This window comes from Sporichthya polymorpha DSM 43042 (genome assembly GCF_000384115.1).
In the GTDB taxonomy this organism is placed as follows: Bacteria; Actinomycetota; Actinomycetes; order Sporichthyales; family Sporichthyaceae; genus Sporichthya; species Sporichthya polymorpha.
In genome coordinates this window covers 3,704,671-3,727,036 of sequence record NZ_KB913029.1, presented here as the reverse complement: position 1 = coordinate 3,727,036, position 22,366 = coordinate 3,704,671, and the positions used below count along the sequence as shown (strand labels likewise).

The window sequence follows — 22,366 nt, the reverse complement described above, 5'->3', positions numbered from 1 at the left end:
TGTCCGGGCAGACGAGAGAACACGGACCGGGGAGGGCACAGATGCGGATCGGACGACTGGGGGCGGGCACCCTCGCGGTGACGCTGGGGCTCGGGCTGGCGGCGTGCGGGGACGACGACGATCCCGCCGCGATGCCGCCGGTCTACACGGACTCGCCCACCGGACCGGCCGTGGCCGCGAGCCCGGACCCGACCGCGTCCCCCGGCCGGTCCCCCGGCCGGTCGCCCTCCGCCGGCAAACCCACCGTCACCGGGGACGTGGTCACCGGGCTGACCTCCCCCTGGGGGCTGGCGTTCCTCCCGGACGGCTCTGCGCTGGTCTCCGAGCGGGACACGGCGAAGATTCAGCGCGTCTCCCCCGGCGGGAAGGTCAGCACCGTCGGCACCGTCCCCGGCGTCGACCACGGCGGCGAGGGCGGGCTGCTCGGCATCGCCGTCGGGCCGGACTTCGAGACGAATCCCCGTCTGTACGCCTACTTCACCGCGAGCGACGGCAACCGGATCGTCCGGATGTCCTACGCCGCGGACAACCTCGGCCGGCCCGAGGTGATCCTCGACGGGATCGACGCGTCCGGGATCCACAACGGCGGGCGGCTGGCGTTCGGCCCGGACGGGATGCTTTACGCCTCGACCGGCGACGCCGCCGACCGGCCGACCTCGCAGGACCGCGCCGACCTCAACGGCAAGATCCTGCGGATGACGCCGGACGGGAAGCCCGCTCCCGGCAACCCGGACCCGGACTCGGTCGTGTGGTCCTACGGCCACCGCAACGTCCAGGGCCTCGCCTGGGACGACGCCGACCAGCTCTGGGCGTCCGAGTTCGGCCAGAACACCTGGGACGAGCTCAACCGGATCCAGGCGGGCCGGAACTACGGCTGGCCGGAGGTCGAGGGCGACGAGGGCGGGTCCGAGTTCACCCGTCCGGCCCGCGTGTGGCCGACCTCCGAGGCGTCCCCGAGCGGGCTCGCCTTCGCTGGCGGCTCCCTGTGGATGGCCGCCCTGCGCGGCCAGCGGCTGTGGCAGATCCCGGTCACCGGCACCGGGACCGGCAAGCCCGTCGCCCACTTCGAGGGCGAGTACGGCCGGCTCCGGACCGTGGCCCTCGCTCCCGACGGGTCGCTCTGGCTGATCACCAACAACACCGACGGCCGCGGCCGCCCCGCGGACGGCGACGACCGGATCCTGCGGATCACGCTCGGCTGAGGCCCATCTTCTGCGGCGTGGCGCGCCTTTCGCGCCGCGTCTTCTGCGGCGTGGCGCGCCCATCCCCACCCCCGGACAGGCGCGGCGCGCAGGAGAAGACGCGGGGGGAAGACGCGTTAAACGCAGAGGGCGAGCACGGGATCCGGACCGACCGCCAGGCGGGGCGTTCCGATCGGATCCCCTCCGATCCCGACCTGAACTCGGTTCGGTGTTCCTCGTGCTCGCACCTCGACGAGCAGCCCGTCCCGTCGTCCCCTCCACGACGGGGCGGACTTGCGCGCTCGCTGGGGGCTTGGACGCAGTCGAGTACGGCGCGGTTCCCCCGACTCCGACGATTTCGTCCCCAATTTCCGCCGAATTTCGGGAGATGGGGCTCCTGGGGCGAACGTTTCGACGCACCACCCCGTCCTCGATCCGAGACACGCCCCACGGGGCCCGGGTCCAGGAGGAGCAGATGGACGTCACCGGCGACGGTCAGCCCGGCACGACGACGGGCACGACGAGCACCGGGCGGCGGCGCCGCGCCTGGCCCGCGGCCTTGATCGGCACCGGCGTCCTGGGGGCCGCGGCGCTGACGTTCACGCTGGTCAGCCCGCTGGGGGCCTCCTCCGCCGACGCCAGTGAGCTCCCCGCGTTTCGCGACTGCGACGCCCTCGCCGAGCACATGAGCGACCTCGCCCTGGACCGGCTCGCCGACTCCCGGCGCCGGGCGTACGACGAGTACACGGCCACCGACGACGTCGCCGCCGACCTGGCGCTCCCCGTGCCGCCTCCGATGCCCGGGGTCCCGGCCCCGCAGGCGGTCCCCGGGTCGGGACCCCTGGCCGCCACCAACGCGCAGAAGGCCGACGCTTCGACGGCCGGGGCCGCAGGCGCGGAGGCACCCCGGGCGATGGACGCTCCCGCGGCCGCCCCAGCGGCACCCGCGCCGGCGGCCGGTCGGTCCGCCGGGGCGGACCCGTCGGACGCGGTCGGCAGCTCCGCGTCCGGGACGAACACACAGGAGGCCGGGGTCGACGAGGCGGACCTCGCGAAGACCGACGGCCGCCTGCTCGTGACCGTACGGGACCGCAGCCTCGTCGTTCTGGACGTGGCCGGGCAGACGCCGCGGCGGCTCGGGTCCGTCCGCCTGACCGGCCAGCGGGCGCTGGAGCTCCTGCTCGCGGGGGACCGGGCGGTCGTCGTCGGCACCGCGGACTCCCGGGAGCGGTACCTCGACGACGAGGCGGGTGCCCGCAGCCGCGGGGCGGCGGCGCTGACGACGCTGTCGGTCGTCGACCTCTCCGACCCGGCCCGGCCGCGCGTCGTGAGCACCGAGGAGATCACCGCGCGCTACCTGTCGGCGCGGATGACCGGGGACACGGTTCGCGTGGTCCTCTCCAGCACGCCCGACGTCCTGCGGGGCCTGAGCGGCCTGACCGACGGGTGGCGCGGGCGCGACGACCGCGGCCTGGAGGACGCCCGCGAGCGCCTGGCCCGCGTGCCCGGTGAGGACTGGCTGCCGATGCGCCGGAACGTGGACCGGGAGGCGCGGTCGGTCTCGGAGACGCCGCTGCTCGACTGCTCCGACGTCCGCTACCCGGTCACCGACTCCGGGCTGGACCTGCTGACGGTCCTCTCTCTCGACACCGGCCTCGACGACGCGATCGAGCAGGCCGCCGCGACCGCGCTCGTCGGCAGCGGTGACCTCGTCTACGCGACGACCGAGAAGCTGTTCGTGGCCACCACCGACGGCGGCTGGGACGACGGGTGGGACGACTTCCGCGGCGGGCGCAGCGGCGTGACCACGCGCGTGCACTCGTTCGACATCACCGGCGACGGCGCGGAGTACCTCGCCAGCGGCCGGGTCGACGGCTACCTCTACGGCCGGTGGGCGATGTCGGAGTCCGGCGGCCTGCTCCGGATGGTCACGACCAGCACCGCTCCCTGGCGGCGCGGGGGCAGCACGGAGACCGGCGTCGTCGTTCTCGACACCGACGGCAAGCGCATGCGCGAGATCGGCCGCGTCGACGGGATGGGCCTGACGGAGACCGTCCGCGCGGTGCGGTGGTTCGACGACGTCGCCGCGATCGTGACGTTCCGTCAGACCGACCCGCTGTACCTGGTCGACCTCTCACGGCCGGAGAGCCCGCGGGTGCGCGGCGAACTCAAGATCCCGGGGTACTCGGCCTACCTGCACCCGATCGGCGACCACCGACTCCTCGGCGTCGGGCAGGACGGAGACAACTGGGGCGCGACCCGCGGTCTGCAGGTGTCGAACTTCGACATCCTCGACCTCACGGACCCGCGGCGCACCGACGCGCTCGGGTTCGGGCCGGGGACCTCCTCGCCGGTCGAGCAGGACCCGCGCGGGTTCGTGTACCTGCCGAGTGAGTCGCTCGCCGTGCTACCGGTCTTCTCCTACCGGGAGGGCCGCAACGGCCTGGCGGCCATCGGGGTGACGGACAACGGCCGGCTGCGGCGGCTGGCGACCTGGTACGACTCCGACCGCCGGCGGGTGATCAAGGTGATGCCGCTGGGCGACGGTCGGATCGTGGCGCTTGATCACGAGGGGGTTCGGATCTTCGACGCGGAGTCACTCCGCCTGCACGGCTCGGCGTACTACCGCTGAGCCCCGGTCGTGCGGGGACCGTCTGCACCGGCGGTTTCCACGCAAAGACCAGCGAAAACAGCTGACGAGCACAATCACACATTGAGACGGTGGGGACATGAGCGGTCGAACCGGCACGCGCACGACGAAGACGCGCAGAACTCGGGCCCGGGCGGTGCGCGCCACGGCCGGGACGGGGGCGGCGCTCGCCCTCGTCCTGAGCTACGGCACGGTCACCGGCGGGGTGGGGCATGCGGCGGCCGACGAGCTGCCGCAGTTTCACGACTGCGACGAGTTCACGAAGTACATGCGCTCGACCGCGGAGTCCGAGGTCACCGCCTACGGCCTCGGCGGCGGCCCGCGAATGTACAAGACCGCGCCGGTGGCGGCCGAGGGCGACGCGTCGCGGGCGGGCTCCGCCCCGAGCGCCGCCGTGGGGAACGGTCCGACCGGGACCAACACCCAGGAGCGCGGCGTCGACGAGCCCGACATCGCGAAGATCGACGGGACCCGCGTCCTCAGCCTGGTGAACGGCAAGCTCACCGTCGTCGACGCGGCGGGCCCCAAGCCCAAGCTGCTCGCGACCCACTCGTTCGCCGAGAACGAGTACCCGGGCGAGCTGTTCGTGCTCGACCAGAACCGCGTGATGGTGCTCGGCTCCGGGTGGAAGCAGCACGACCCCGTGGACTCACCCGCGGGCAAGCGCGCCCCCGGCTTCGCGCCCGACCGCTACCGCCCGGCCGAGTCGTACGTCGTGCTGACCGTGCTCGACCTGTCCAACCCGACCCGGCCGAAGCTGGTCCGCACCGAGAGGATCACCGGCTCCTACGTCACCAGCCGGCTCACCGACGGCGTCGCCCGCATCGTGCTGACGAGCTCGCCCCGCATCGCGTTCAGTTCCCCGCGCGAGGGCGAGCCCGAGGCGCTGGCGCTGGCGCGCAACCGCCAGGCCGTCCGCGACGCGAAGGCCGAGGACTTCCTGCCCGAGCGCACCGTCCTCGACAAGGCCGGCGAGGTCGTCCGCTCCGGCCCGCTGATGGGCTGCGGAGCCGTGCGGCACCCGTCGGTCCGCTCCGGGCTCGGGATCATCTCTGTCCTCACGCTCGACACCGCCGACGGCGGGACCCGACTCGACAAGGGCAAGGCCGCCGGCGTCGTCAGCAACGGCGAGCTCGTCTACAGCTCCACGGATCGGCTCTACGTCGCCACCACCGACGGCGGCTGGAACTCGCCGCGCCCCATCGACAGCCGGCGGCCGCGTGAGCAGGAGATGCGGACGCGGATCCACGCGTTCGACGTCACCGGCCGCAACGACAGCCCGTACGTCGCGACGGGGTCGGTGCCCGGCTTCCTCCTCGGCCGCTGGGCGCTCTCGGAGCACCAGGGCAAGCTGCGCATCGCGACGACGACCGGCCAGCCGTGGGCGCCCCCGGAGCAGACCCCGAACTCGCAGTCGAGCGTCGTGGTCCTCGCCGAGCGCGGTGACGAACTGCGGAAGATCGGCTCGGTCTCCGGCCTCGGCAAGGGCGAGACGATCCGTGCCGTCCGGTGGTTCGACGACATCGCGGCAATCGTGACGTTCCGTCAGACCGACCCGCTGTACCTGGTCGACCTCGCCGACCCGGCCAACCCGGCCGTGCGCGGCGAGCTGAAGATCCCGGGCTACTCCGCCTACCTCCATCCGGTCGGCGGGGACCGTCTGCTCGGCGTCGGCCAGGACGCGGACTCGACCGGCCGCCTCACCGGGCTGCAGGTCTCGTCGTTCGACCTGCGCAACCTCGCGAAGCCGACCCGCACCGCCGCGGTCGGCTACGGCCGCGGCTGGACCGACGTCGAGCACGACTCCCGCGCGTTCACCTACCTGCCGGGCCGCCGTCTCGCGGTCCTGCCGGCCTACGTGACGCAGAAGGTCCCGTGCCCGCCTGACGCCCAGTGCTTCACCTCCGACGGGCGCCCGGGCTTCGTCGGGGAGATTCAGGTCCCCGCCGCTCTCGGCATTCAGGTCGGCGCCGACGGCACGCTCCGCAAGGCCGGCAAGTTCGTCGCGGACTCGTACATCCTTCGCGTCCTGCCGGTCGGCAACCGGCTGGTCGCGATCACCGGCAACGCCGTCGTCCTCCTCGACCCGGAGACCTTCTCTCCCACCGGGTCGGTCAGGACCGCCCCGGACGAGCCGAAGAACCGCCCGATGCCGGTCGAGGACGGCGCTGCCACCCAGGTCGCGCCCCCGCCCGCCGGCTGAGCCCACGCCCTGGGCCCACCCCCTGGGCCCGCTTCACCAGCTCCCCCGCGCACTTCACCAGCTGAGCCCCTGCCTCACACGCTGGGCCTGGCGGGTGAAGCAGGCTGGGGCTGGTGAAGGCGCGAGAGGGGACGCGGCACAGCTGGTGAAGACGAGGCCGGGGGCGGCGCGGCTGGTGAAGACAAGATCGGAGCGCGCGGCACGGCTGGTGAAGCAAGGTCAGCCCGGGTCCGCGCTTCACCAGCCCTACCCCGCTTCACCGGCCCGGCCAGGCCGGTGAAGCAGGGGCACAGCTGGTGAAGACGACGCCGGGGCGCGGCACGGCCAGTGAAGACGAGGGCCGGGGCGCGGCACGGCCAGTGAAGACGAGGGCCGGGGCGCGGCACGGCCAGTGAAGACGAGCCGGGGCGCGGCACGGCCAGTGAAGACGACGCCGGGGCGCGGCACGGCTGGTGAAGGCGCGATGCGGGGGCGCGGGAGGATGCTCGGCGTGGCGACGCGATCCTGGGTGCCGGTGCCGGAGGGCTCGGACTTCCCGCTCCAGAACCTGCCGTTCGGGGTGTTCTCACGGCCGGGTGAGGCGCCCCGGTGCGGGGTCGCGATCGGGGATTCGGTCCTCGACCTCGCGCCCGTGTTCGGTGACCCGGCGTTCGGCGAGCCGTCGCTCAACCGGTTCCTGGCGGCGGGGCGGGCGCGCTGGGACCATGTCCGGCGGGCGCTGACGTCGTTCCTGTCCGACCCCTCGCACGCGATCGATGTCGAGCCGCACTTGATCCCGCGCTCCGCAGTGAGGTTGCATCTGCCCTTCGACGTCGCGGACTACGTCGACTTCTACGCCTCGGAGCACCACGCGACGAACCTCGGACGCATGTTCCGACCGGACGGCGAGCCGCTGACGCCGAACTGGAAGCCCCTGCCGATCGGCTACCACGGCCGGGCGGGCACGGTGGTGGTGTCGGGCACCGACGTCGTGCGGCCCTGCGGCCAGCGCCGGAACGCGGACGGGCCGCCGACGTTCGGGCCGACCCAGCGCCTCGACATCGAGGCCGAAATCGGGTTCGTCGTCGGCGCCGGGACGACGATGGGGACGCGGGTGCCGGTCGAGGACTTTGCCGAGCACGTCTTCGGCGTCGTCCTGCTCAACGACTGGTCGGCCCGTGACGTGCAGCAGTGGGAGGCCCAGCCGCTCGGGCCGTTCCTCGGCAAGTCGTTCGCGACCTCGATCTCGCCGTGGGTGGTGCCGCTCGCGGCGCTCGAGAGTGCGCTCGTCGTTGCCCCGACGCCGGACCCGGAGCCGCTTCCCTACCTGCGGACCAGCGGGCCGAGCGGGCTCGACATCGCGCTAGAGGTCGAGCTGAACGGCACCGTCGTCTCCCGTCCGTCCTTCGCCGACATGTACTGGACCGCGCCGCAGCAGCTCGCCCACCTGACCGTGAACGGGGCGTCGCTGCGGACCGGCGACCTCTTCGCGTCCGGGACGGTGTCGGGCCCCGAGCGGGAGCAGCGCGGCTGTCTGCTCGAACTCAGCTGGAACGGAACCGAACCGATCCGCCTCGCTGACGGGTCCTCACGCACGTTCCTCGCCGACGGGGACACCGTCACGATCCGCGCCACCGCGCCCGGGGCGGAGGGTGTGCGGATCGGGTTCGGGGAGGTCAGCGGAACCGTGCTGCCAGCGTCTCCAGCCGGGCGTGGTACTCCGGCCAGTTGATCTCGTCGGGCAAGTTGGAGTTGTCGGCGCGAATGCCGATCTGACCGTCGATCAACTCGCGGACGATGTCCACCTGACCCGCGTGCCGGTTCGCCTCGGCGATCATGTGGACGAGGATCACCTGCAGCGTGACGGGATTGCGGTCGCCCCACCACGGCACGTGCCCCGGCGCATCCAGCGGCAGCTCGGTGATCGTCGCGTCCGAGATCTCGCGCACGCGGCGCCAGAAGGCGATGATTTCCTCCTTCGACTCGGACTCGGTGGCGAACATGTCCGCGTTGGGTTCGGCGTCGTCGTCGTACCACGGCAGCGTGATGTCGGTGGCCCGGCCGAACGTCCAGCCGAAGTAGCCGAGCTCGACGCAGGCCAGGTGCTTCGCCACGCCCAGCACGTTGGTACCGGTCGGGGTCAAGGGCCGCCGGGCGTCGTACTCGGAGAGGTCCTCGAGCTTCCACAGCACGGCGTCCCGCACGCCCGTGAAGTACCGGTGCAGGACAGTCTTGGGCTCGTTCAGGGGATTCTCGGCCATGCCCTCACCCTGCCACCGGCCACCGACAGACACACCTCGAAATGGCTTGACCCTGACGCCACGTGAGGCCTCACGATCGGAGGCGTGAACGGTTACACAGTCGGTGAGGTGGCCAAGCTCGCGCACATCTCGGTGCGCACGCTGCACCACTACGACGAGCTGGGGCTGCTGACTCCGGCGGGGCGCTCCCCCGCCGGTTACCGGCTCTACTCGACCGGGGACCTGCGTCGCCTGCAGCAGATCCTCTTCTACCGCGAGCTGGAGTTCTCGCTCGAGGAGATCGCGTCCATGCTCGCCGACCCGGACGTCGACGTCGACGACCACCTGCGCCGGCAGCACCGGCTGGTGCGCGAACGGCAGGCCCGCAACGCCGCGCTGCTGGCGGCGATCGAGAAGGAGATGGAGGCCCGGAGCATGGGCATGGCCCTGACGCCCGAGGAGCAGTTCGAGATCTTCGGCACGGACAAGATCGCCGAGTACCAGGAGGAGGCGAAGGAGAAGTGGGGAGACACCGACGCCTGGCGTGAGTCACAGCGCCGGTCGGCTCGGTACACGAAGGAGGACTGGATCGAGATCAAAGAGCAGGCCGGAGCGAACATCGAGGGCTTCCTCGCAGCGATCCGAGCGGGCGAACCGGCCGACGGCCCCGTCGCGATGCAGCTGGCCGAGGAGCACCGGCAGCACCTGATCCGCTGGTTCTACGACTGCGGCGGGGACATGCACCGTGGGCTCGGCGATCTCTACATCTCCGACCCGCGGTACCTGGCGGAGTACGACAAGCTCGCCCCGGGGTTCTCCCAGTACGTCCGCGACGCGTTCCACGCGAACGCCGACCGGCTCTGACCGATGGAGAGGGCATCAGCAGAATTGGCCGGTGCCCGAACTGCCTGAGGTCGAGTCCGCCCGCCGCGTCATCGAGTCCTACGCCCTCGGGCGGCGGATCGTGGACGTCGACGACAGCGACACCTACGAGTGCCGCCCGCACTCCCCCGGCCAGATCCGCGACGCGCTCGTCGGGCGGACGTTGACCGAGGCCTGCCGCCGCGGGAAGAGCATGTGGTGCCACACCGGCGGGGTCGGGCGCAGCCGCACCCCGGGCCCGGAGCTCGGTATCCACCTCGGGATGTCCGGCAAGATCGTCGTCGCCGACCCGAAGGGCGACGAGACCGACGGCGGTGACTACTGGGCCCGCGGCCGCGCCGCCGGCGACCACCGGTTCACCCGCTTCGCGCTGCGGTTCGACGACGGTGGTTACCTGCTGCTCGTCGACCCGCGACGGCTGGGCCGGGTGCGCCTCGACCCGCCCCACGAGGACCTCGGGCCGGACGCGCAGACCATCGCGCCCGCCGAGTTCCGCGCGATGCTCGGCCGGAGCATCGCGCCGGTGAAGGCCCGCCTGCTCGACCAGAACGCGATCGCCGGCATCGGGAACCTGCTCGCCGACCAGGCGCTCTGGTTGGCGAAGGTCAGCCCGAAGCGCCCCGCCAAGGACCTGACCCGGGCCGAGGCGGACCGGCTCCACAAGGGCGTGCGCAAGGCGATCACCGACGCGATCGCCGGCGGCGGGGTCCACACCCTGTCGGTGATCCCGCACCGGAAGGCCGGGGCCGAGTGCCCGCGCGACGGGGCCCCGATGACCCGCGGCACCGTCGGCGGCCGGACCACCTGGTGGTGCTCGGAGGAGCAGAAGCTCTGACGGACTTCTGACAGGGCGTCAGTACAGCTGGCGCGTGATGCCCTGCTCGAGGAGGCCGAAGCCCTCGACCCCGTCGGCCCGGCGCAGGGAGTGCCACTCGTCGTAGGCGCTCAGCGTCGGACCGGCCTGCTCCTCCACACCCATCGGGCACCAGAACGTGCCGTAGCGCTCGACGAGCGAGACCTCGAGCGGGTCGCCCTCCTTGCGGTCGATCCGCGTGGACCGGAACAGCCCGGCGGCGTCGCGGACGATCGTCATGCCGGTCACGGGGACAGTGCCGTTGGCGTCGCAGACGTGGCCGATCGTCGCGGTGTGCCCGTCCTGGCCGAGCAGCCGGATCGCCGAGACCGAGACGTCGGGGAACACCCACATGCAGCCGTAGTACTCCTGCACGCTGGCCGACTCCTCACGGAAGCCCCAGGTGCGGTCGCGGTACCCGAAGCCGTCGACCTCGACGGTGCGTCCGTGGACGGTCAGCGAGCCGATGACCCGCGCGCTGCGCTGGTAGTGGTGCAGCGGGTGCTCGGAGTCGAGGCTGAACGCCTTCGGCGCGTGTTCTCCGAGGAAGACGGCAAGAGCGTGGTGCGGGGTGAAGGTCAGACTCCCGGACAGCCCCGGTCCGTCGACGGTGAAGCCGGTCTGGGGGTCGAAGGTGATCGACTCGCTGTTCCAGGTGGCGAACCCGAGGGACTCGACGACCTCGACGGTCGTGTTCTCCAGGCGAACGCTGACGCGGGCCCGGCGCCCGCCGGCCGCATTGGGCGAGGCGGAGATGTGCATCACACCGGTGACCCGGGTGGCAGGGTCCCAGAAGCAGAGGAACGCGTTGTCCCGCCACGGCCGCGGGTCGTCCGGGACCTCGGCGTGCAGCGGCTGGGCCAGCGGCCCCCACTCGGTGTCGATCGCCGTCCCGCTCGCCGTCCCGCTCACGTCGCCCGCCTCCGTCGCCGTTGCCGATCCACCCTGCACTGGAGATGTCATCTCCAGTGCACGCCAGTGGAGATGTCATCTCCAAGGTGTCTGGACAGGTTATATGGACACGGCGTCCGGGAACAGCCCGGCTACTCGGAGACGCCGAGCTTCTCCAGGATCAGCGCCTTCACGGCGGCGGCGTCGGCCTGGCCCCGGGTCTCCTTCATGACCGCACCGACGAGGGCCCCGACGGCCTGGACCTTGCCGCCGCGGATCTTGTCGGCGACCGCGGCGTTGGCGGCGATCGCGGCGTCGACGGCGGCGGTCAGGGCCCCGGTGTCGGAGACGACCACGAGCCCGCGGGCCGCGACGACCTGCTCGGGCGTCCCCTCCCCCGCCAGCACGCCCTCGATGACCTGCCGGGCGAGCTTGTCGTTAAGCTTGCCCGCGTCGACGAGCGCGCAGACCTCGGCGACCTGCGCCGGGGTGATCGGCAGCGCCGCGACCTCGACGCCCGCCTCGTTCGCGCGCCGGGCGAGCTCCCCCAGCCACCACTTGCGCGCCGCCTCCGGGGACGCGCCCGCAGCCACGGTCGCCTCGACCGAGTCGAGCGCGCCGGCGCCGGTGAGCGCCTGCATGTCGAGGTCGGAGAGGTCCCACTCGGCCTGCAGCCGCTTCCGGCGCGCGGTCGGCAGCTCGGGCAGGGCCGCCCGGAGCTCCTCGACCCAATCCGGGGCGGGGGCGATCGGGACGAGGTCCGGCTCCGGGAAGTACCGGTAGTCCTCCGCGGTCTCCTTGCTCCGGCCGGGCGTGGTCGTGCCGGAGTCCTCCTGGAAGTGCCGGGTCTCCTGGATCACGCGACCGCCGGCGTCGAGCACGCCCGCCTGCCGCGAGATCTCGAAGCGGACGGCACGCTCGACGGAGCGCAGCGAGTTGACGTTCTTCGTCTCCGAGCGGGTGCCCCACTCACTCGCGCCGCGGGGCGCGATGGAGACGTTGGCGTCGCAGCGCAGCGAGCCCTCCTCCATGCGCACGTCGGAGATGCCGAGCGTGCGGCAGATGTCCCGCAACTCGGTGACGTAGGCGCGGGCGACCTCGGGTGCAAGTGATCCGGTGTCAGTCACGGGCTTGGTCACGACCTCGACGAGCGGGATGCCGGCGCGGTTGTAGTCGACGAGCGAGTGCGAGGCGCCGTGGATGCGACCGGTCGCGCCGCCGACGTGCAACGACTTGCCGGTGTCCTCCTCGAGGTGCACGCGCTCGATGCCGATGCGGAAGGTCCGGCCCTCGACCTCGACGTCGAGGTGCCCCTCGAAGCAGATCGGCTCGTCGTACTGGCTGATCTGAAAGTCCTTGGGCATGTCCGGGTAGAAGTAGTTCTTCCGCGCGAACCGGCACCAGGACGCGATCGAGCAGTTCAGCGCGAGACCGAGCCGGATGATGGACTCGATCGCCTTCCGGTTCGCCACCGGCAGCGAGCCCGGCAGGCCGAGGCAGGTCGGGCAGACCTGGGTGTTGGGTTCGGCACCGAAGGCCGTCGGGCAGCCGCAGAACATCTTCGACGCGGTGCCGAGCTCGACGTGGACCTCGAGGCCGATCACCGGCTCGTAGGTCTGGAGCGCCTGCTCGAACGGAACAATCGCGGGGGTGGCGAGAGTCTCGGTCACAGCTGCGGAGCCTCCTCGATCAGCAGGTGCCCGGTGCGCTCCACCAGTGCCTTCTCCAACGCCGCGCCGACGCGGTAGAGCCGGTCGTCCGCCATCGCCGGCGCCATGATCTGCAGGCCGACCGGCAGGCCGTCCTCCGGCGCGAGGCCGACCGGCACGGACATCGCGCAGTTGCCCGCGAGGTTCGACGGGATCGTGCAGAGGTCCTGCAGGTACATCGCGAGCGGGTCGTCGACCTTCTCGCCGAGCGGGAACGCCGTCGTCGGCGCGGTCGGCGAGACGAGGACGTCAACCTGCGAGAAGGCGGCCTCGAAGTCGCGCGCGATCAGCGTGCGCACCTTCTGCGCCGAGCCGTAGTACGCGTCGTAATAGCCGGCGGACAGCGCATACGTGCCGAGAATGATGCGACGCTTCACCTCGGGCCCGAAGCCTGCGGCGCGCGTCCGGGACATGACCTCCTCGACGCCGGCGGTGCCGTCGTCGCCGACCCGCAGGCCGTAGCGCATCGCGTCGAACCGCGCGAGGTTCGACGAGCACTCGCTCGGCGCGATCAGGTAGTACGCGGGCATCGCGTACGTGAAGTTCGGGCAGGAGACCTCGACGACCTCCGCACCGAGCGAGGTCAGCAGCTCCACCGCCTCGCGGAACCGCTGCTCGACCCCGGCCTGGTAACCGGCTCCGCTGAACTCCCGCACCACGCCAACCCGCAGCCCGCCGACGTCGGCCTGGCGGGCCGCCGCGACGACGGGCGGGACGGGGGCGTCGATCGACGTGGAGTCGAGCGGGTCGTGCCCCGCGATGGCTTCGTGCAGCAGCGCCGCGTCGAGCACGGTGCGGGCGAACGGGCCCGCCTGGTCGAGGCTGGAGGAGAACGCGACGAGCCCGTAGCGGCTGACGCCGCCGTAGGTCGGCTTGGTGCCGACGATGCCGCAGACCGCGGCCGGCTGCCGGATCGAACCACCGGTGTCGGTGCCGATCGCGAGCGGCGCCTCGAACGCCGCGACCGCCGCCGAGGAGCCACCGGACGAGCCGCCCGGAATGCGCGTCAGATCCCACGGGTTGCGCGTCGGGCCGTAGGCCGAGTTCTCGGTGGACGAGCCCATCGCGAACTCGTCCATGTTCGCCTTGCCGAGGATGACGACGCCGGCCGCGCGCAGCTTGCGCACCACCGTCGAGTCGTACGGCGGCCGCCAGCCCTCGAGAATCTTCGACCCGCACGTGGTCGGGACGCCTTCCTGGGTGAGGACGTCCTTGAGCGCGAGCGGGACGCCGGCGAGCGGACCGAGCGGTGTGCCCGTCGACCGCGCCGCGTCGACGGAGGCCGCGGCCGCCAGCGCTCCTTCGGTGTCGAGGTGCAGGAAGGCGTGAACGGACTCGTCGACCTTCGTGATCCGGTCCAGGTGAGCCTGCGTCACTTCGACGGCGGACGCCTCGCCCGCGGCGATGAGCGCTGCGAGCTCGGCGGCAGTCAGCCTCGTCAGGTCCCCCATTACGGCGCCTCCCCCAGGATCCGCGGCACCCGGAACCGACCGTCCTCGGCGGCGGGGGCGCCGGAGAGCGCCTGCTCGGGCGTCAGACCGGGACGCACCTCGTCCTCACGGAGAACGTTCGTCAACGGGACGGCGTGGGACATCGGCGGCACGTCGGCATCCGCGACCTCGGAGACGCGGGCCACCGCGTTCAGGATGGCGTCCAGCTGGCCGGCCATCTGCGCGAGCTCGTCCTCGCTCAGATCGAGCCGGGCGAGCCGGGCGAGGTGCGCGACCTCGTCTCGGGTGATGGACATGCGGCTCCGATCGAACGAGCTCCGGCGGACCCCGGCAATCCTAGGAGCCGACGAAAACACGGCCGAAACCTGCCGTCGACACGGCTGAAGCCGCGCTCGAGGGACAATGGGCACATGTTCCTGCTCCGTGTCGTCCTGCCCGACCGCCCCGGTTCCCTCGGTGCGCTCGCGACGGCGCTCGGCAAGGCCGACGCCGACATCGTCGGGGTCGACGTCGTGGAGCAGCGCGGGGACGGCCGCGCGGTCGACGACATCCTCGTTCAACTGCCGCCGGGCAAGATGGCGGACGCCCTGGTCACGGCGTGCAACTCGGTCGAGGGCGCGCAGGTCGACTTCGTCCGGTTCTACCCCTCGCGCGGTGGACTGCAGCGTGACCTGCAGGTCGTCGAGGCGATGACGGCTGACCCGCCGCACGCCGAGGCGGTCCTGGTGCAGCTGAGCCCGAACGTCTTCCGCGCCGACTGGGCCGTGCTGATCGAGGCCCGCGACGAGGGCGACTCCGAGCCGCGGCTGCTGGACCGCAGCCCGGCCGCGCCGGAGGAGATCGGCGACGTCACGACGCCGTGGCTCCCGTTGACGCGGCCGATCAGGCTGCCCGACCCTGCGCAGTGGGCGCCGAGCCTGGCGCAGTCCACGACCGCCGCCGTGATGACCTCCGGCGACCGGGTGCTGATCCTCGGCCGCCGCGGTGGTCCCGAGTTCCTCGACTCCGAGCTCGCGCGACTGGGCCACCTCGTCGCCCTGGCCCGCACGATCTCCGCCGCCGGCGCCTGATCCGGCCGGTCAGCGCACCCGCACCACGGCGTCGTCCACCCCACGGCTGTACACCGTGGCGACGGTGCGGTCGCGGGCGCGCGTCAGCCGGGCGAGGTCCTCCCCCGCGGGCCTGCGCTCGAGGTCGGTCGCGACGTCGGCGGTGTGGAGGCCCCCGACGGGCGAGACGTACGTAGGCGTCACCTCGATGTCGGTGACCTTCCAGCGTTCGCCGTCGCGCGTGAAGGTGAACTTCGGGACGATCCCTTCGCGGGACGCGCCGTTCGCGAAGTCGTGGCTCAGCGCCGAGATGACGTTGCCGAGCCCGTAGACGACGAATCGGTCGCCGAATGCCTCGATCGGCTGGACGACGTGGGCGTGGTGGCCGATCACGAGGTCGATCTCGCCGGAGTCCATGAGCTCGGTCGCGAGCGAGATCTGATCCGGCGTCGGATTCGTGACGAACTCCACGCCCCAGTGCAGGCTCGCGATAACGACCTCGGCGCCGGCGGCCCGCGCGGCGCGCGCGTCGTCGAGGATCGAGTCGTCCGCGAGGGTGTTGATCAGCCACGGCTTGTCGGCCGGACGGGCGTTGTTGTGCCCGTAGGTGTAGGACAGGTGAGCTACCGTCACACCGTTGGCGTCGAGCAGGACCGGCTTGTCCTCGTCGGCGTTGCGCGCCGTCCCGACGTGCGCGACCCCCGCGGCGTCGAGTGCGGCCAGCGTCGTGTTCACGCCCGCCTCGCCCTGGTCGATCCCGTGGTTCGACGCGGTGGAGCAGGTGTCGTAGCCCAGCTTGGCCACCGCAGCCGCGAGCTCCGGCGGGTTGTTGAACAACGGGAAGCCCTTGGGCTCCGAGCCGGCCGCGCCCATCGCCCCTTCGAGGTGGCAGATCGCCAGGTCGGCGCCGGAGATCAACGGCTCCAGCGCGGACAGCGCCGGGAAGAAGTCGTAGCGCGCGGAGGTGTTCTTCGCCTCCCGCTCGGCCCGCCACCACACGCCGGGGTGGATCAGCAGGTCACCGCTCGCGACGACGGTGAACTGGTGCGGGGCCGGTGTGGGCGTCGGGGTCGGGGTCGCCGACGGGGCGGCCGTCGCGACCACGTCCGCCGCGGGCAGCGGGCCGGAGTCGTCGTTCGAGCACGCCGACGCCGACAGCACCAGGGTCATACCGACCAGGGCCGCCCCCGCCCCCCGCACGAAGCTCACGCGGGCATGGTGACAGGCGCGGCGTCACTCCGCCGGGATCTGCGCCTTTTCGCGGGCGGCGTCGGGTCCGTCGGACAGGAGCACCGCGAACCCCTCCTCGTCGAGGACCGGCACCTTGAGCGAGACCGCTTTGTCGTACTTCGACCCGGGTGAGTCGCCGACCACGACGAAGCCGGTCTTCTTCGACACCGAGCCCGAGACCTTGCCGCCGAGGTTCTGCACGGCCTCGGTGGCCTCGTCGCGGGACCAGCCCGTCAGCGAGCCGGTGACGACGACCGTCACGCCCTCCAGGGGCCGCGGCCCGTCGTCGGTGACCTCCTCCGCCAGCCGGACGCCGGCGGCGCGCCACTTCTCGACGACGTCGCGGTGCCAGTCGACCGCGAACCACTCGCGCAGCGCCGCGGCGATCGTCGGACCGACGCCCTCGGTGTTCGCGAGCTGCTCCTCGGACGCCGCGGCGATGGCGTCGACCGAACGGAACTCCCGCGCGAGCGCCTGCGCCGCCGTGGGACCGACGTGGCGGATCGAGAGGCCGACGATCACGCGCCAGAGCGCGCGGTCCTTCGCGGCGTCAAGGTTCGCGAGCAGCTTCGCGCCGTTCGCGGACAGGTTTCCCGCCTTGGTCGTGAACAGGTCGACGCCGAGCAGCTTGGACTCGTCGAGGGTGAAGATGTCGCCCTCGTCGGTCAGCACGCCGGCGTCGAGCAGCGCGGTCGCCGCCTTGAAGCCGAGCACCTCGATGTCGAGGGCGTTGCGGCTGGCGACGTGGAAGATCCGTTCCCGCAGCTGCGACGGGCACGACCGCGAGTTCGGGCAGCGGAGGTCGACGTCGGCCTCCTTCTCCGGCCGCAGCTCGGTGCCGCAGGACGGGCAGTGCGTCGGCATCACGAACTCGCGCTCGGTGCCGTCACGCAGGTCGAAGACCGGCCCGACGATCTCGGGGATGACGTCGCCCGCCTTGCGCAGCACGACGGTGTCGCCGATCAGCACGCCCTTGCGCTTGACCTCGCTCGCGTTGTGCAGCGTCGCCATCTCGACGGTGGAGCCGGAGACCTTGACCGGCTCCATCACGCCGAACGGCGTCACGCGGCCGGTGCGCCCGACGTTGACCTGGATGTCGAGGAGCTTGGTGTTGACCTCCTCGGGCGGGTACTTGAACGCGATCGCCCACCGCGGCGCCCGCGAGGTCGAGCCGAGACGCCGCTGCAGGTCGCGCTGGTCGACCTTGACGACGACGCCGTCGATCTCGTGCTCGACGGAGTGCCGGTGCTCGCCGTAGTGGTCGATGAACTTCTGGACGCCCTGAAGGTCTTTGACGACCTTGGCGGTCGTGGCGATCGGCAGGCCCCACGAGTGCAGCAGGTCGTAGACGCCGGACTGCCGCTCGTAGGTGACGCCGGTGGAGGCGCCGATGCCGTGCACGACGAGCCGCAGCTTGCGGCTGGCCGTGACGCGCGGGTCCTTCTGCCGCAGCGACCCCGCGGCCGTGTTGCGGGGGTTCGCGAACGGTGCCTTGCCGGCGGCGACGAGCGAGGCGTTGAGCTCCTCGAAGCCCTCGACCGGGAAGAACACCTCGCCGCGGACCTCCAGGAGCTCCGGGATCTCCCCGCCCTCGGGGACCCGCAACCGGTCCGGGACGTTGTCCAGCGTCCGGACGTTCGGGGTGACGTCCTCGCCGGTCGATCCGTCGCCGCGGGTGGCGGCGCGGACCAGACGGCCCTTCTCGTAGACGAGCGCGACGGCCAGCCCGTCGACCTTCAGCTCGCAGAGGTACTCGGCGCCGGCGCCGACCTCCTTCTCGACCCGTGCGGCCCAGGACGCGAGCTCGTCGGCCGAGAAGGCGTTGTCGAGGCTCATCATCCGCTCGAGGTGCTCGACCGGGGCGAAGTCGGTGCTGATCGCCGCACCCACCCGTTGTGACGGGGAGTCAGGCGTCCGGAGCGACGGGTACTTCTCCTCCAGACCGACCAGCTCGCGCATCTTCGCGTCGTAGTCGGCGTCGGACAGCGTGGGCCGGTCGAGCACGTGGTAGCGGTAGAGGGCGTCCGAGAGCTCCTCGGACAAGTCGGCGTGCCGGGCGCGCACCTCGGCCGGCACGTCGGCCATCTCGGGAACGTCGACCTCGTCGGCCATCCGTCACTCCTGTCCGAGGTCGGCGAGTTGGCGCGCCGCGTCGGCGCACCGGGTGGTCACGGCGCGGACCCAGGCCGGCGACGCCCCGGCCAGCCCGCACGCGGGCACCGGCACGACCTGCCCCAGGCCCGCCCGCGGCAGACCGAGGCGGTGCCAGAGGTCCTGCACCGGGGAGACCGTAGTCGCCAGCGGTGACAGTCCGCCGGGCGCGTCGACGGCGGGGACGACCCCCGCCAGCAGGACGCCGCCGGCCTCCAGGAACTCCCCGAGGGCCTCGTCGGAGGCTTGGCCGGTGACGGCGAGATCGAGCGCCAGCCCGGCCGCGCCGGCCCGGTGGAGCAGGGCGACGGGAGTGCCGGCGGCGCACGAGTGCACGACGGTCGGCACGCCGTCGGCGGCCAGCACGTCGACCACCCCGCGCAGGGTCGCCTCGACGACTGACTCCTCGACGGCGCGAAGCGTCCCGAAGCCGCTGGCGGTGCGGACCGTGCCACGCAGGACGCCCGGCAGCGTCGGCTCGTCGAGCTGGACGACGACGGTCGTCGCCCGCGGCAGCCGCTTGCGGACCTCGGCGACGTGGCCGCGCAGGCCCTCCGCGAGGCTGGCGGCGATGTCACGGCAGGCCCCGGGATCGGAGAGCGCCTTGTCGCCGTGCCGAAGCTCCACGGTGGAGGCGAGCGCCCACGGCCCGGCGACCTGGACCTTGATCGCGCCCTCGTAGCCCTCGCCGCGCTCCTCCAGCGCGTCCAGGTCCTGGCCGAGGTGACTGATCGCCCGGCGGGTGTCCCGCCCGGGGTGCTCGGCGAAGCGCCACCCGCTCGGCGCGAGGTCGGCGTAGAGCTCGACGAGGATCGCGAACGCCCGGCCGATCATGTCGGCGCCGGGCCCGCGGGCCGGAAGCTCGGGCAGATAGGGCAGGCCGGGAAGGTCGAGGACGACCGGCAGCACCTCCAGCGGCGCGGTCCCCGGCAGGGAACCGACGCCACTGGCGGAGCCCGGCGGAAGGTCGAGCGGGAGGGCAGGCACCCCCGCAGGTTATGCCGCGGCCGTCACCACGCCGGGCCCGGCTTGACGGCGGGGCAATCTCGGATGACTCTCGCATTCCGGGTGCACGTCGGGTGCCCCCTTGCAGATCCGGGAGCCCCCATGCACGCCCTCGTCCGCCGCGCCGGCGCCGCGTCCGCCGTCCTCGCCCTGGCGCTCTCCCCCACCGCCGCCCACGCGGCCGGGCCGAAGCCGGTTACCCAGGGCGACGGCATCCTGATCGCGGACGGCGCGGCCGTGCGTCTGCCCGCGACCTTCGTGTGCCCGGCCGGCTGGACGGCCTACCTGGCCGCGCAGGTCGTCCAGGCGGTCGGCGACGAGTTCGCCGGCGGTTTCGACTCGGTGGCGAAGGACTGCACCGGCCAGCGGCAGAAGGTGACGTTCTTCGTGCAGGCCGTCCCGGCGGGCGACAACACGCACCCGTTCCGGCCGGGCGCCGCGTCCTCCCGCGTCATCATGGACGCCGTCGACCCGGCGGCCGAGCAGCCGCCGTACTACGAGGGCGACGAGGTCCCGGTCGAGGAGGAGGGCTCGCCCCTGCTTCCGCTCCCGCCCCTGATGACCACTCAGGACACCGTTGCGGACGACCCGATGCCCACCGAGCCTGCTCCGCAGACCGTGCACGCCGAAGCTCGCGGGGTCATCAAGCTGAAGGAAAAGGCTCGCTCCTGACGCACCCTCATCTCCTCCGACCTCGCCTTCTCCCGAAGGTCATCACCGCCACGGGTCGGTGATCTCGCGCAGGTCCGCCAGGGCGCGGCGCAGCTGCGTCATCCGGCGGTCGCCGAGATGGGCGGTCCACTCCGCCTCGACCGCGGCCACGATCGGCCGGGACGCCTCGACGGCCCGGACGCCGCGATCGGCCACCTTCACCAGACGGGCACGGCCGTCGGTGGGGTCGGGGACGCGCTCGACGTACCCGGCGCGCTCGAGCTGGTCGACGAGGAAGGCCGCCGTCGGCTTGGTGATGCCGGCCTGCTCGGCCAGCTCGGTGAGCCGGGTGCCGCCGGGCCCGATCCGCTGGAACACGCGGGCCTGGGCCGGGGTGAGGTCGTCGAAGCCCGCCGCGGCCAGTTCCCGGAAGACCCGGGTCTCCAGCGCGCGGTACGGGAGGAACAGCAGCAGTCCGACGTTCAGCGGCTCCGTCACACTTGACGACGGTACCGGATGGTTAGAGACTCGAATAAATTGGTTCGAGACTCGAACAACTGGGGATCGGGATGGACCGCGACGAGAAGTGGACCGTCATCGCCGACCAACGGCGCGTCCTGGCCGACGTGCTGGCGTCGCTGAGCCCGGAGCAGTGGGAGCACCCCTCGCTCTGCGAGGCGTGGCGGATCCGGGACGTCGCCGCGCACGTCGCCTTCACCCCGCGGTCCCCGGGATTGCCGCGGATCCTCGCCATGGCCGTCCGCGCCCGCGGCGACTTCGACCGCATCAACCGGGACCTGGCGATCCGGCACGCGGGCCGCATCCCTGACCTCGTGGCCGAACTCCGCGACGTCGCCGACATCCGCCGCAAGCCCGCGATCACGACGCTCGACAACCTCGTCTTCGACACCCTCGTCCACGTCCAGGACGTCACCCGGCCGCTCGGCCGGTCCGTCCCGATGCCGCCCGTCGCGGCCGCGGCCGGCCTCGAGCGGGTCTGGCGCATGGGCTGGCCGTTCTGGGCCCGCCGGCGCCTGCGGGGCCTCCGCCTGCAGGCCACCGACCTCGACTGGTCCGCCGGCGCTGGTGAGGACGTCTCCGGCCCCGCCGCGGACCTGCTCCTCCTGCTGACCGGCCGCACCGCCGCCGCCCTCCCCGCCCTCTCCGGCCCCGGCACCGCCCGCCTCGCCGCGGCGGTCTGACCCCCACCTCCCCGGCTCGTGCGCGCCGCGGCGGCTGTTCTCCCGAAAGCGCAGTGCGACACGTCCGAAAGCAAAATGCGGGTGCTGCGCTGCGCTTTCGGGAGTCGATGGCACCTGGCCGTGCGTCACCAGCGCATGCCGCGGGCGCGGAGGGCCGCGATGACCTGCTCGACGATCCACTGCGGCCGGAAGTAGATGTCCTCCCTCGTGACCTTGATGAGGATCCAGCCGTTGTCCCGGTAGGCCGCGTCGCGTCGGATGTCCCGCCGCCACTGATCGCGATCGGTCTGGTGATGGCTGCCCTCGATCTCGATCGCGACCAGAACCGTGTGCTCCCCCAGGTCCGGTTCGGCGAACGGCCGACCGTCCCGGCCGATCGCGGGCTCGTTCACCGCCAGCGGCGGGACGCCGGCGAGGGTGAGCAGCACCCGCACCCGCGTCTCCTGCGGAGACTTCGCGGCCGGGTTCAGCAGTGCCCGCGCCTCCCTCGCCAGGCGTATCCCCCGGCGGGCGACGCCCAGCGCGATCGCGCGGTCGATCTCGTCCAGGCTGCTGCGGGCCCCGAGGACGTCCCCGGCGACGCAGAGCGACGTCAGATCCAGCTTCGACGCGAGGTCGACGAAGGTCCGCCCCGGAGAGGTGACGGGAAAGCCGCGCACGTGCCAGACGTTCCCGAGGTCCAGCACGCGATGCGCGACCAGCCCCCGCATCCGCGGCTCGATCTCCGAGCGGACACTGATGTGAATCTTCTGGTCCGCATCGATCGGGACGTTGTAGAGCTCCGCGGCGGTGAAGTGGCTGAACACGAACGGGATGTCGACGGCCTTCCCGAACGCCGCGCACCGCGTCGGGAGATCGAGCGGCGTCTCCGCGGCGACGTGGACGTCCTTCGTGATCAGCCGGAAGCGCGATCCGTTCACCTGACGCGCCGTCAAACCAGCTTCCAGGCCCTCGCAGCGGCGAAACGGCCCGTGGAGAAGTTCTGCATCGGTCATGGGCGGAAGCTTCGGTGACTCGGCTGTCCCGTCGGCCCGACCTG

General features: G+C 72.4%; 19 protein-coding genes. 9 read left to right on the top strand and 10 right to left on the bottom strand.

Going from position 1 to position 22,366, the window contains the following annotated elements; translation table 11 throughout:
- Window positions 1–41 precede the first annotated feature (41 nt).
- The 4 genes from SPOPO_RS0118040 (at window position 42) to fahA (ending at window position 7,745) form a co-directional block, all read left to right on the top strand.
- Window positions 42–1,202 carry a PQQ-dependent sugar dehydrogenase gene (locus SPOPO_RS0118040; RefSeq protein ID WP_019876368.1) on the top strand — a complete coding sequence of 387 codons (1,161 nt, stop codon included), beginning with the start codon at window positions 42–44 and terminating at the stop codon, window positions 1,200–1,202.
- A 454-nt stretch (window positions 1,203–1,656) separates the two neighbouring features.
- Entirely contained in the window at window positions 1,657–3,813 is a 2,157-nt protein-coding gene (locus tag SPOPO_RS30365; RefSeq protein ID WP_019876367.1) for a beta-propeller domain-containing protein, read from the top strand.
- Between the two features lie 97 nt (window positions 3,814–3,910).
- Window positions 3,911–6,034 (top strand): beta-propeller domain-containing protein, encoded by a 2,124-nt coding sequence (locus tag SPOPO_RS30360; protein WP_084671241.1) that lies wholly within the window; start codon window positions 3,911–3,913, stop codon window positions 6,032–6,034.
- A gap of 481 nt (window positions 6,035–6,515) precedes the next feature.
- A complete protein-coding gene (gene fahA, locus SPOPO_RS0118025; RefSeq protein ID WP_019876363.1) occupies window positions 6,516–7,745 on the top strand; it encodes a fumarylacetoacetase in 1,230 nt (409 codons plus the stop codon).
- On the opposite strand, the gene SPOPO_RS0118020 is transcribed toward fahA, so the two are convergent.
- On the bottom strand, window positions 7,690–8,274 hold the full coding sequence (locus SPOPO_RS0118020; protein ID WP_019876362.1) for a DinB family protein: 585 nt from the start codon (window positions 8,272–8,274) through the stop codon (window positions 7,690–7,692). The genes fahA and SPOPO_RS0118020 overlap by 56 nt on opposite strands.
- An 84-nt stretch (window positions 8,275–8,358) precedes the next feature.
- Here SPOPO_RS0118020 and SPOPO_RS0118015 point away from each other — a divergent pair, with 84 nt between their 5' ends.
- Window positions 8,359–9,117, top strand: coding sequence for a MerR family transcriptional regulator (locus SPOPO_RS0118015; protein ID WP_019876361.1), 759 nt, complete (start codon window positions 8,359–8,361; stop codon window positions 9,115–9,117).
- Between the two features lie 31 nt (window positions 9,118–9,148).
- Complete coding sequence (locus tag SPOPO_RS0118010) at window positions 9,149–9,970, top strand: Fpg/Nei family DNA glycosylase (protein ID WP_019876360.1); 822 nt, start codon at window positions 9,149–9,151, stop codon at window positions 9,968–9,970.
- A gap of 18 nt (window positions 9,971–9,988) precedes the next feature.
- Here SPOPO_RS0118010 and SPOPO_RS0118005 read toward each other — a convergent pair whose 3' ends face one another.
- The 4 genes from SPOPO_RS0118005 to gatC form a co-directional block, all read right to left on the bottom strand.
- Window positions 9,989–10,900: a DUF7065 domain-containing protein gene (locus tag SPOPO_RS0118005; RefSeq protein ID WP_019876359.1), complete on the bottom strand. Its 912-nt coding sequence runs from the start codon at window positions 10,898–10,900 to the stop codon at window positions 9,989–9,991.
- Between the two features lie 131 nt (window positions 10,901–11,031).
- Window positions 11,032–12,549: an Asp-tRNA(Asn)/Glu-tRNA(Gln) amidotransferase subunit GatB gene (gene gatB / locus SPOPO_RS0118000; protein WP_019876358.1), complete on the bottom strand. Its 1,518-nt coding sequence runs from the start codon at window positions 12,547–12,549 to the stop codon at window positions 11,032–11,034.
- Window positions 12,546–14,039, bottom strand: coding sequence for an Asp-tRNA(Asn)/Glu-tRNA(Gln) amidotransferase subunit GatA (gatA, locus tag SPOPO_RS0117995; protein ID WP_019876357.1), 1,494 nt, complete (start codon window positions 14,037–14,039; stop codon window positions 12,546–12,548). Before gatA ends, gatB begins: the two co-directional genes overlap by 4 nt.
- Entirely contained in the window at window positions 14,039–14,335 is a 297-nt protein-coding gene (gatC, locus tag SPOPO_RS0117990) for an Asp-tRNA(Asn)/Glu-tRNA(Gln) amidotransferase subunit GatC (protein WP_019876355.1), read from the bottom strand. The genes gatA and gatC overlap by 1 nt, the downstream gene beginning before the upstream one ends.
- Window positions 14,336–14,449: 114 nt before the next feature.
- On the opposite strand from gatC, the gene SPOPO_RS0117985 reads away from it, so the two are divergent.
- Window positions 14,450–15,109 carry an ACT domain-containing protein gene (locus SPOPO_RS0117985; protein ID WP_019876354.1) on the top strand — a complete coding sequence of 220 codons (660 nt, stop codon included), beginning with the start codon at window positions 14,450–14,452 and terminating at the stop codon, window positions 15,107–15,109.
- Window positions 15,110–15,118: 9 nt separating this feature from the next.
- On the opposite strand, the gene SPOPO_RS30355 is transcribed toward SPOPO_RS0117985, so the two are convergent.
- Genes SPOPO_RS30355 through SPOPO_RS0117970 form a run of 3 tightly spaced genes read right to left on the bottom strand, consistent with a single transcriptional unit; the run spans window position 15,119 to window position 19,456 of the window.
- Window positions 15,119–16,297 (bottom strand): CapA family protein, encoded by a 1,179-nt coding sequence (locus SPOPO_RS30355; protein WP_019876353.1) that lies wholly within the window; start codon window positions 16,295–16,297, stop codon window positions 15,119–15,121.
- 24 nt (window positions 16,298–16,321) lie between these two features.
- A complete protein-coding gene (gene ligA, locus SPOPO_RS0117975; protein WP_019876352.1) occupies window positions 16,322–18,430 on the bottom strand; it encodes an NAD-dependent DNA ligase LigA in 2,109 nt (702 codons plus the stop codon).
- Between the two features lie 3 nt (window positions 18,431–18,433).
- Complete coding sequence (locus SPOPO_RS0117970) at window positions 18,434–19,456, bottom strand: methionine synthase (RefSeq protein ID WP_019876351.1); 1,023 nt, start codon at window positions 19,454–19,456, stop codon at window positions 18,434–18,436.
- A 120-nt stretch (window positions 19,457–19,576) separates the two neighbouring features.
- Here SPOPO_RS0117970 and SPOPO_RS0117965 point away from each other — a divergent pair, with 120 nt between their 5' ends.
- The gene (locus tag SPOPO_RS0117965; protein ID WP_019876350.1) at window positions 19,577–20,146 is read left to right on the top strand and encodes a hypothetical protein; all 570 of its coding nucleotides are present in this window, start codon (window positions 19,577–19,579) and stop codon (window positions 20,144–20,146) included.
- Between the two features lie 42 nt (window positions 20,147–20,188).
- On the opposite strand, the gene SPOPO_RS0117960 is transcribed toward SPOPO_RS0117965, so the two are convergent.
- Window positions 20,189–20,623, bottom strand: a complete 435-nt coding sequence (locus SPOPO_RS0117960; protein ID WP_019876349.1) for a MarR family winged helix-turn-helix transcriptional regulator — start codon at window positions 20,621–20,623, stop codon at window positions 20,189–20,191.
- A 71-nt stretch (window positions 20,624–20,694) separates the two neighbouring features.
- Here SPOPO_RS0117960 and SPOPO_RS0117955 point away from each other — a divergent pair, with 71 nt between their 5' ends.
- Window positions 20,695–21,327, top strand: a complete 633-nt coding sequence (locus SPOPO_RS0117955) for a maleylpyruvate isomerase family mycothiol-dependent enzyme (RefSeq protein WP_019876348.1) — start codon at window positions 20,695–20,697, stop codon at window positions 21,325–21,327.
- A gap of 125 nt (window positions 21,328–21,452) precedes the next feature.
- Here the strand turns inward: SPOPO_RS0117955 and SPOPO_RS30350 are convergent, their stop codons facing one another.
- Window positions 21,453–22,247 carry a PDDEXK family nuclease gene (locus tag SPOPO_RS30350; RefSeq protein WP_156870002.1) on the bottom strand — a complete coding sequence of 265 codons (795 nt, stop codon included), beginning with the start codon at window positions 22,245–22,247 and terminating at the stop codon, window positions 21,453–21,455.
- Between the last annotated feature and the right edge of the window lie 119 nt (window positions 22,248–22,366).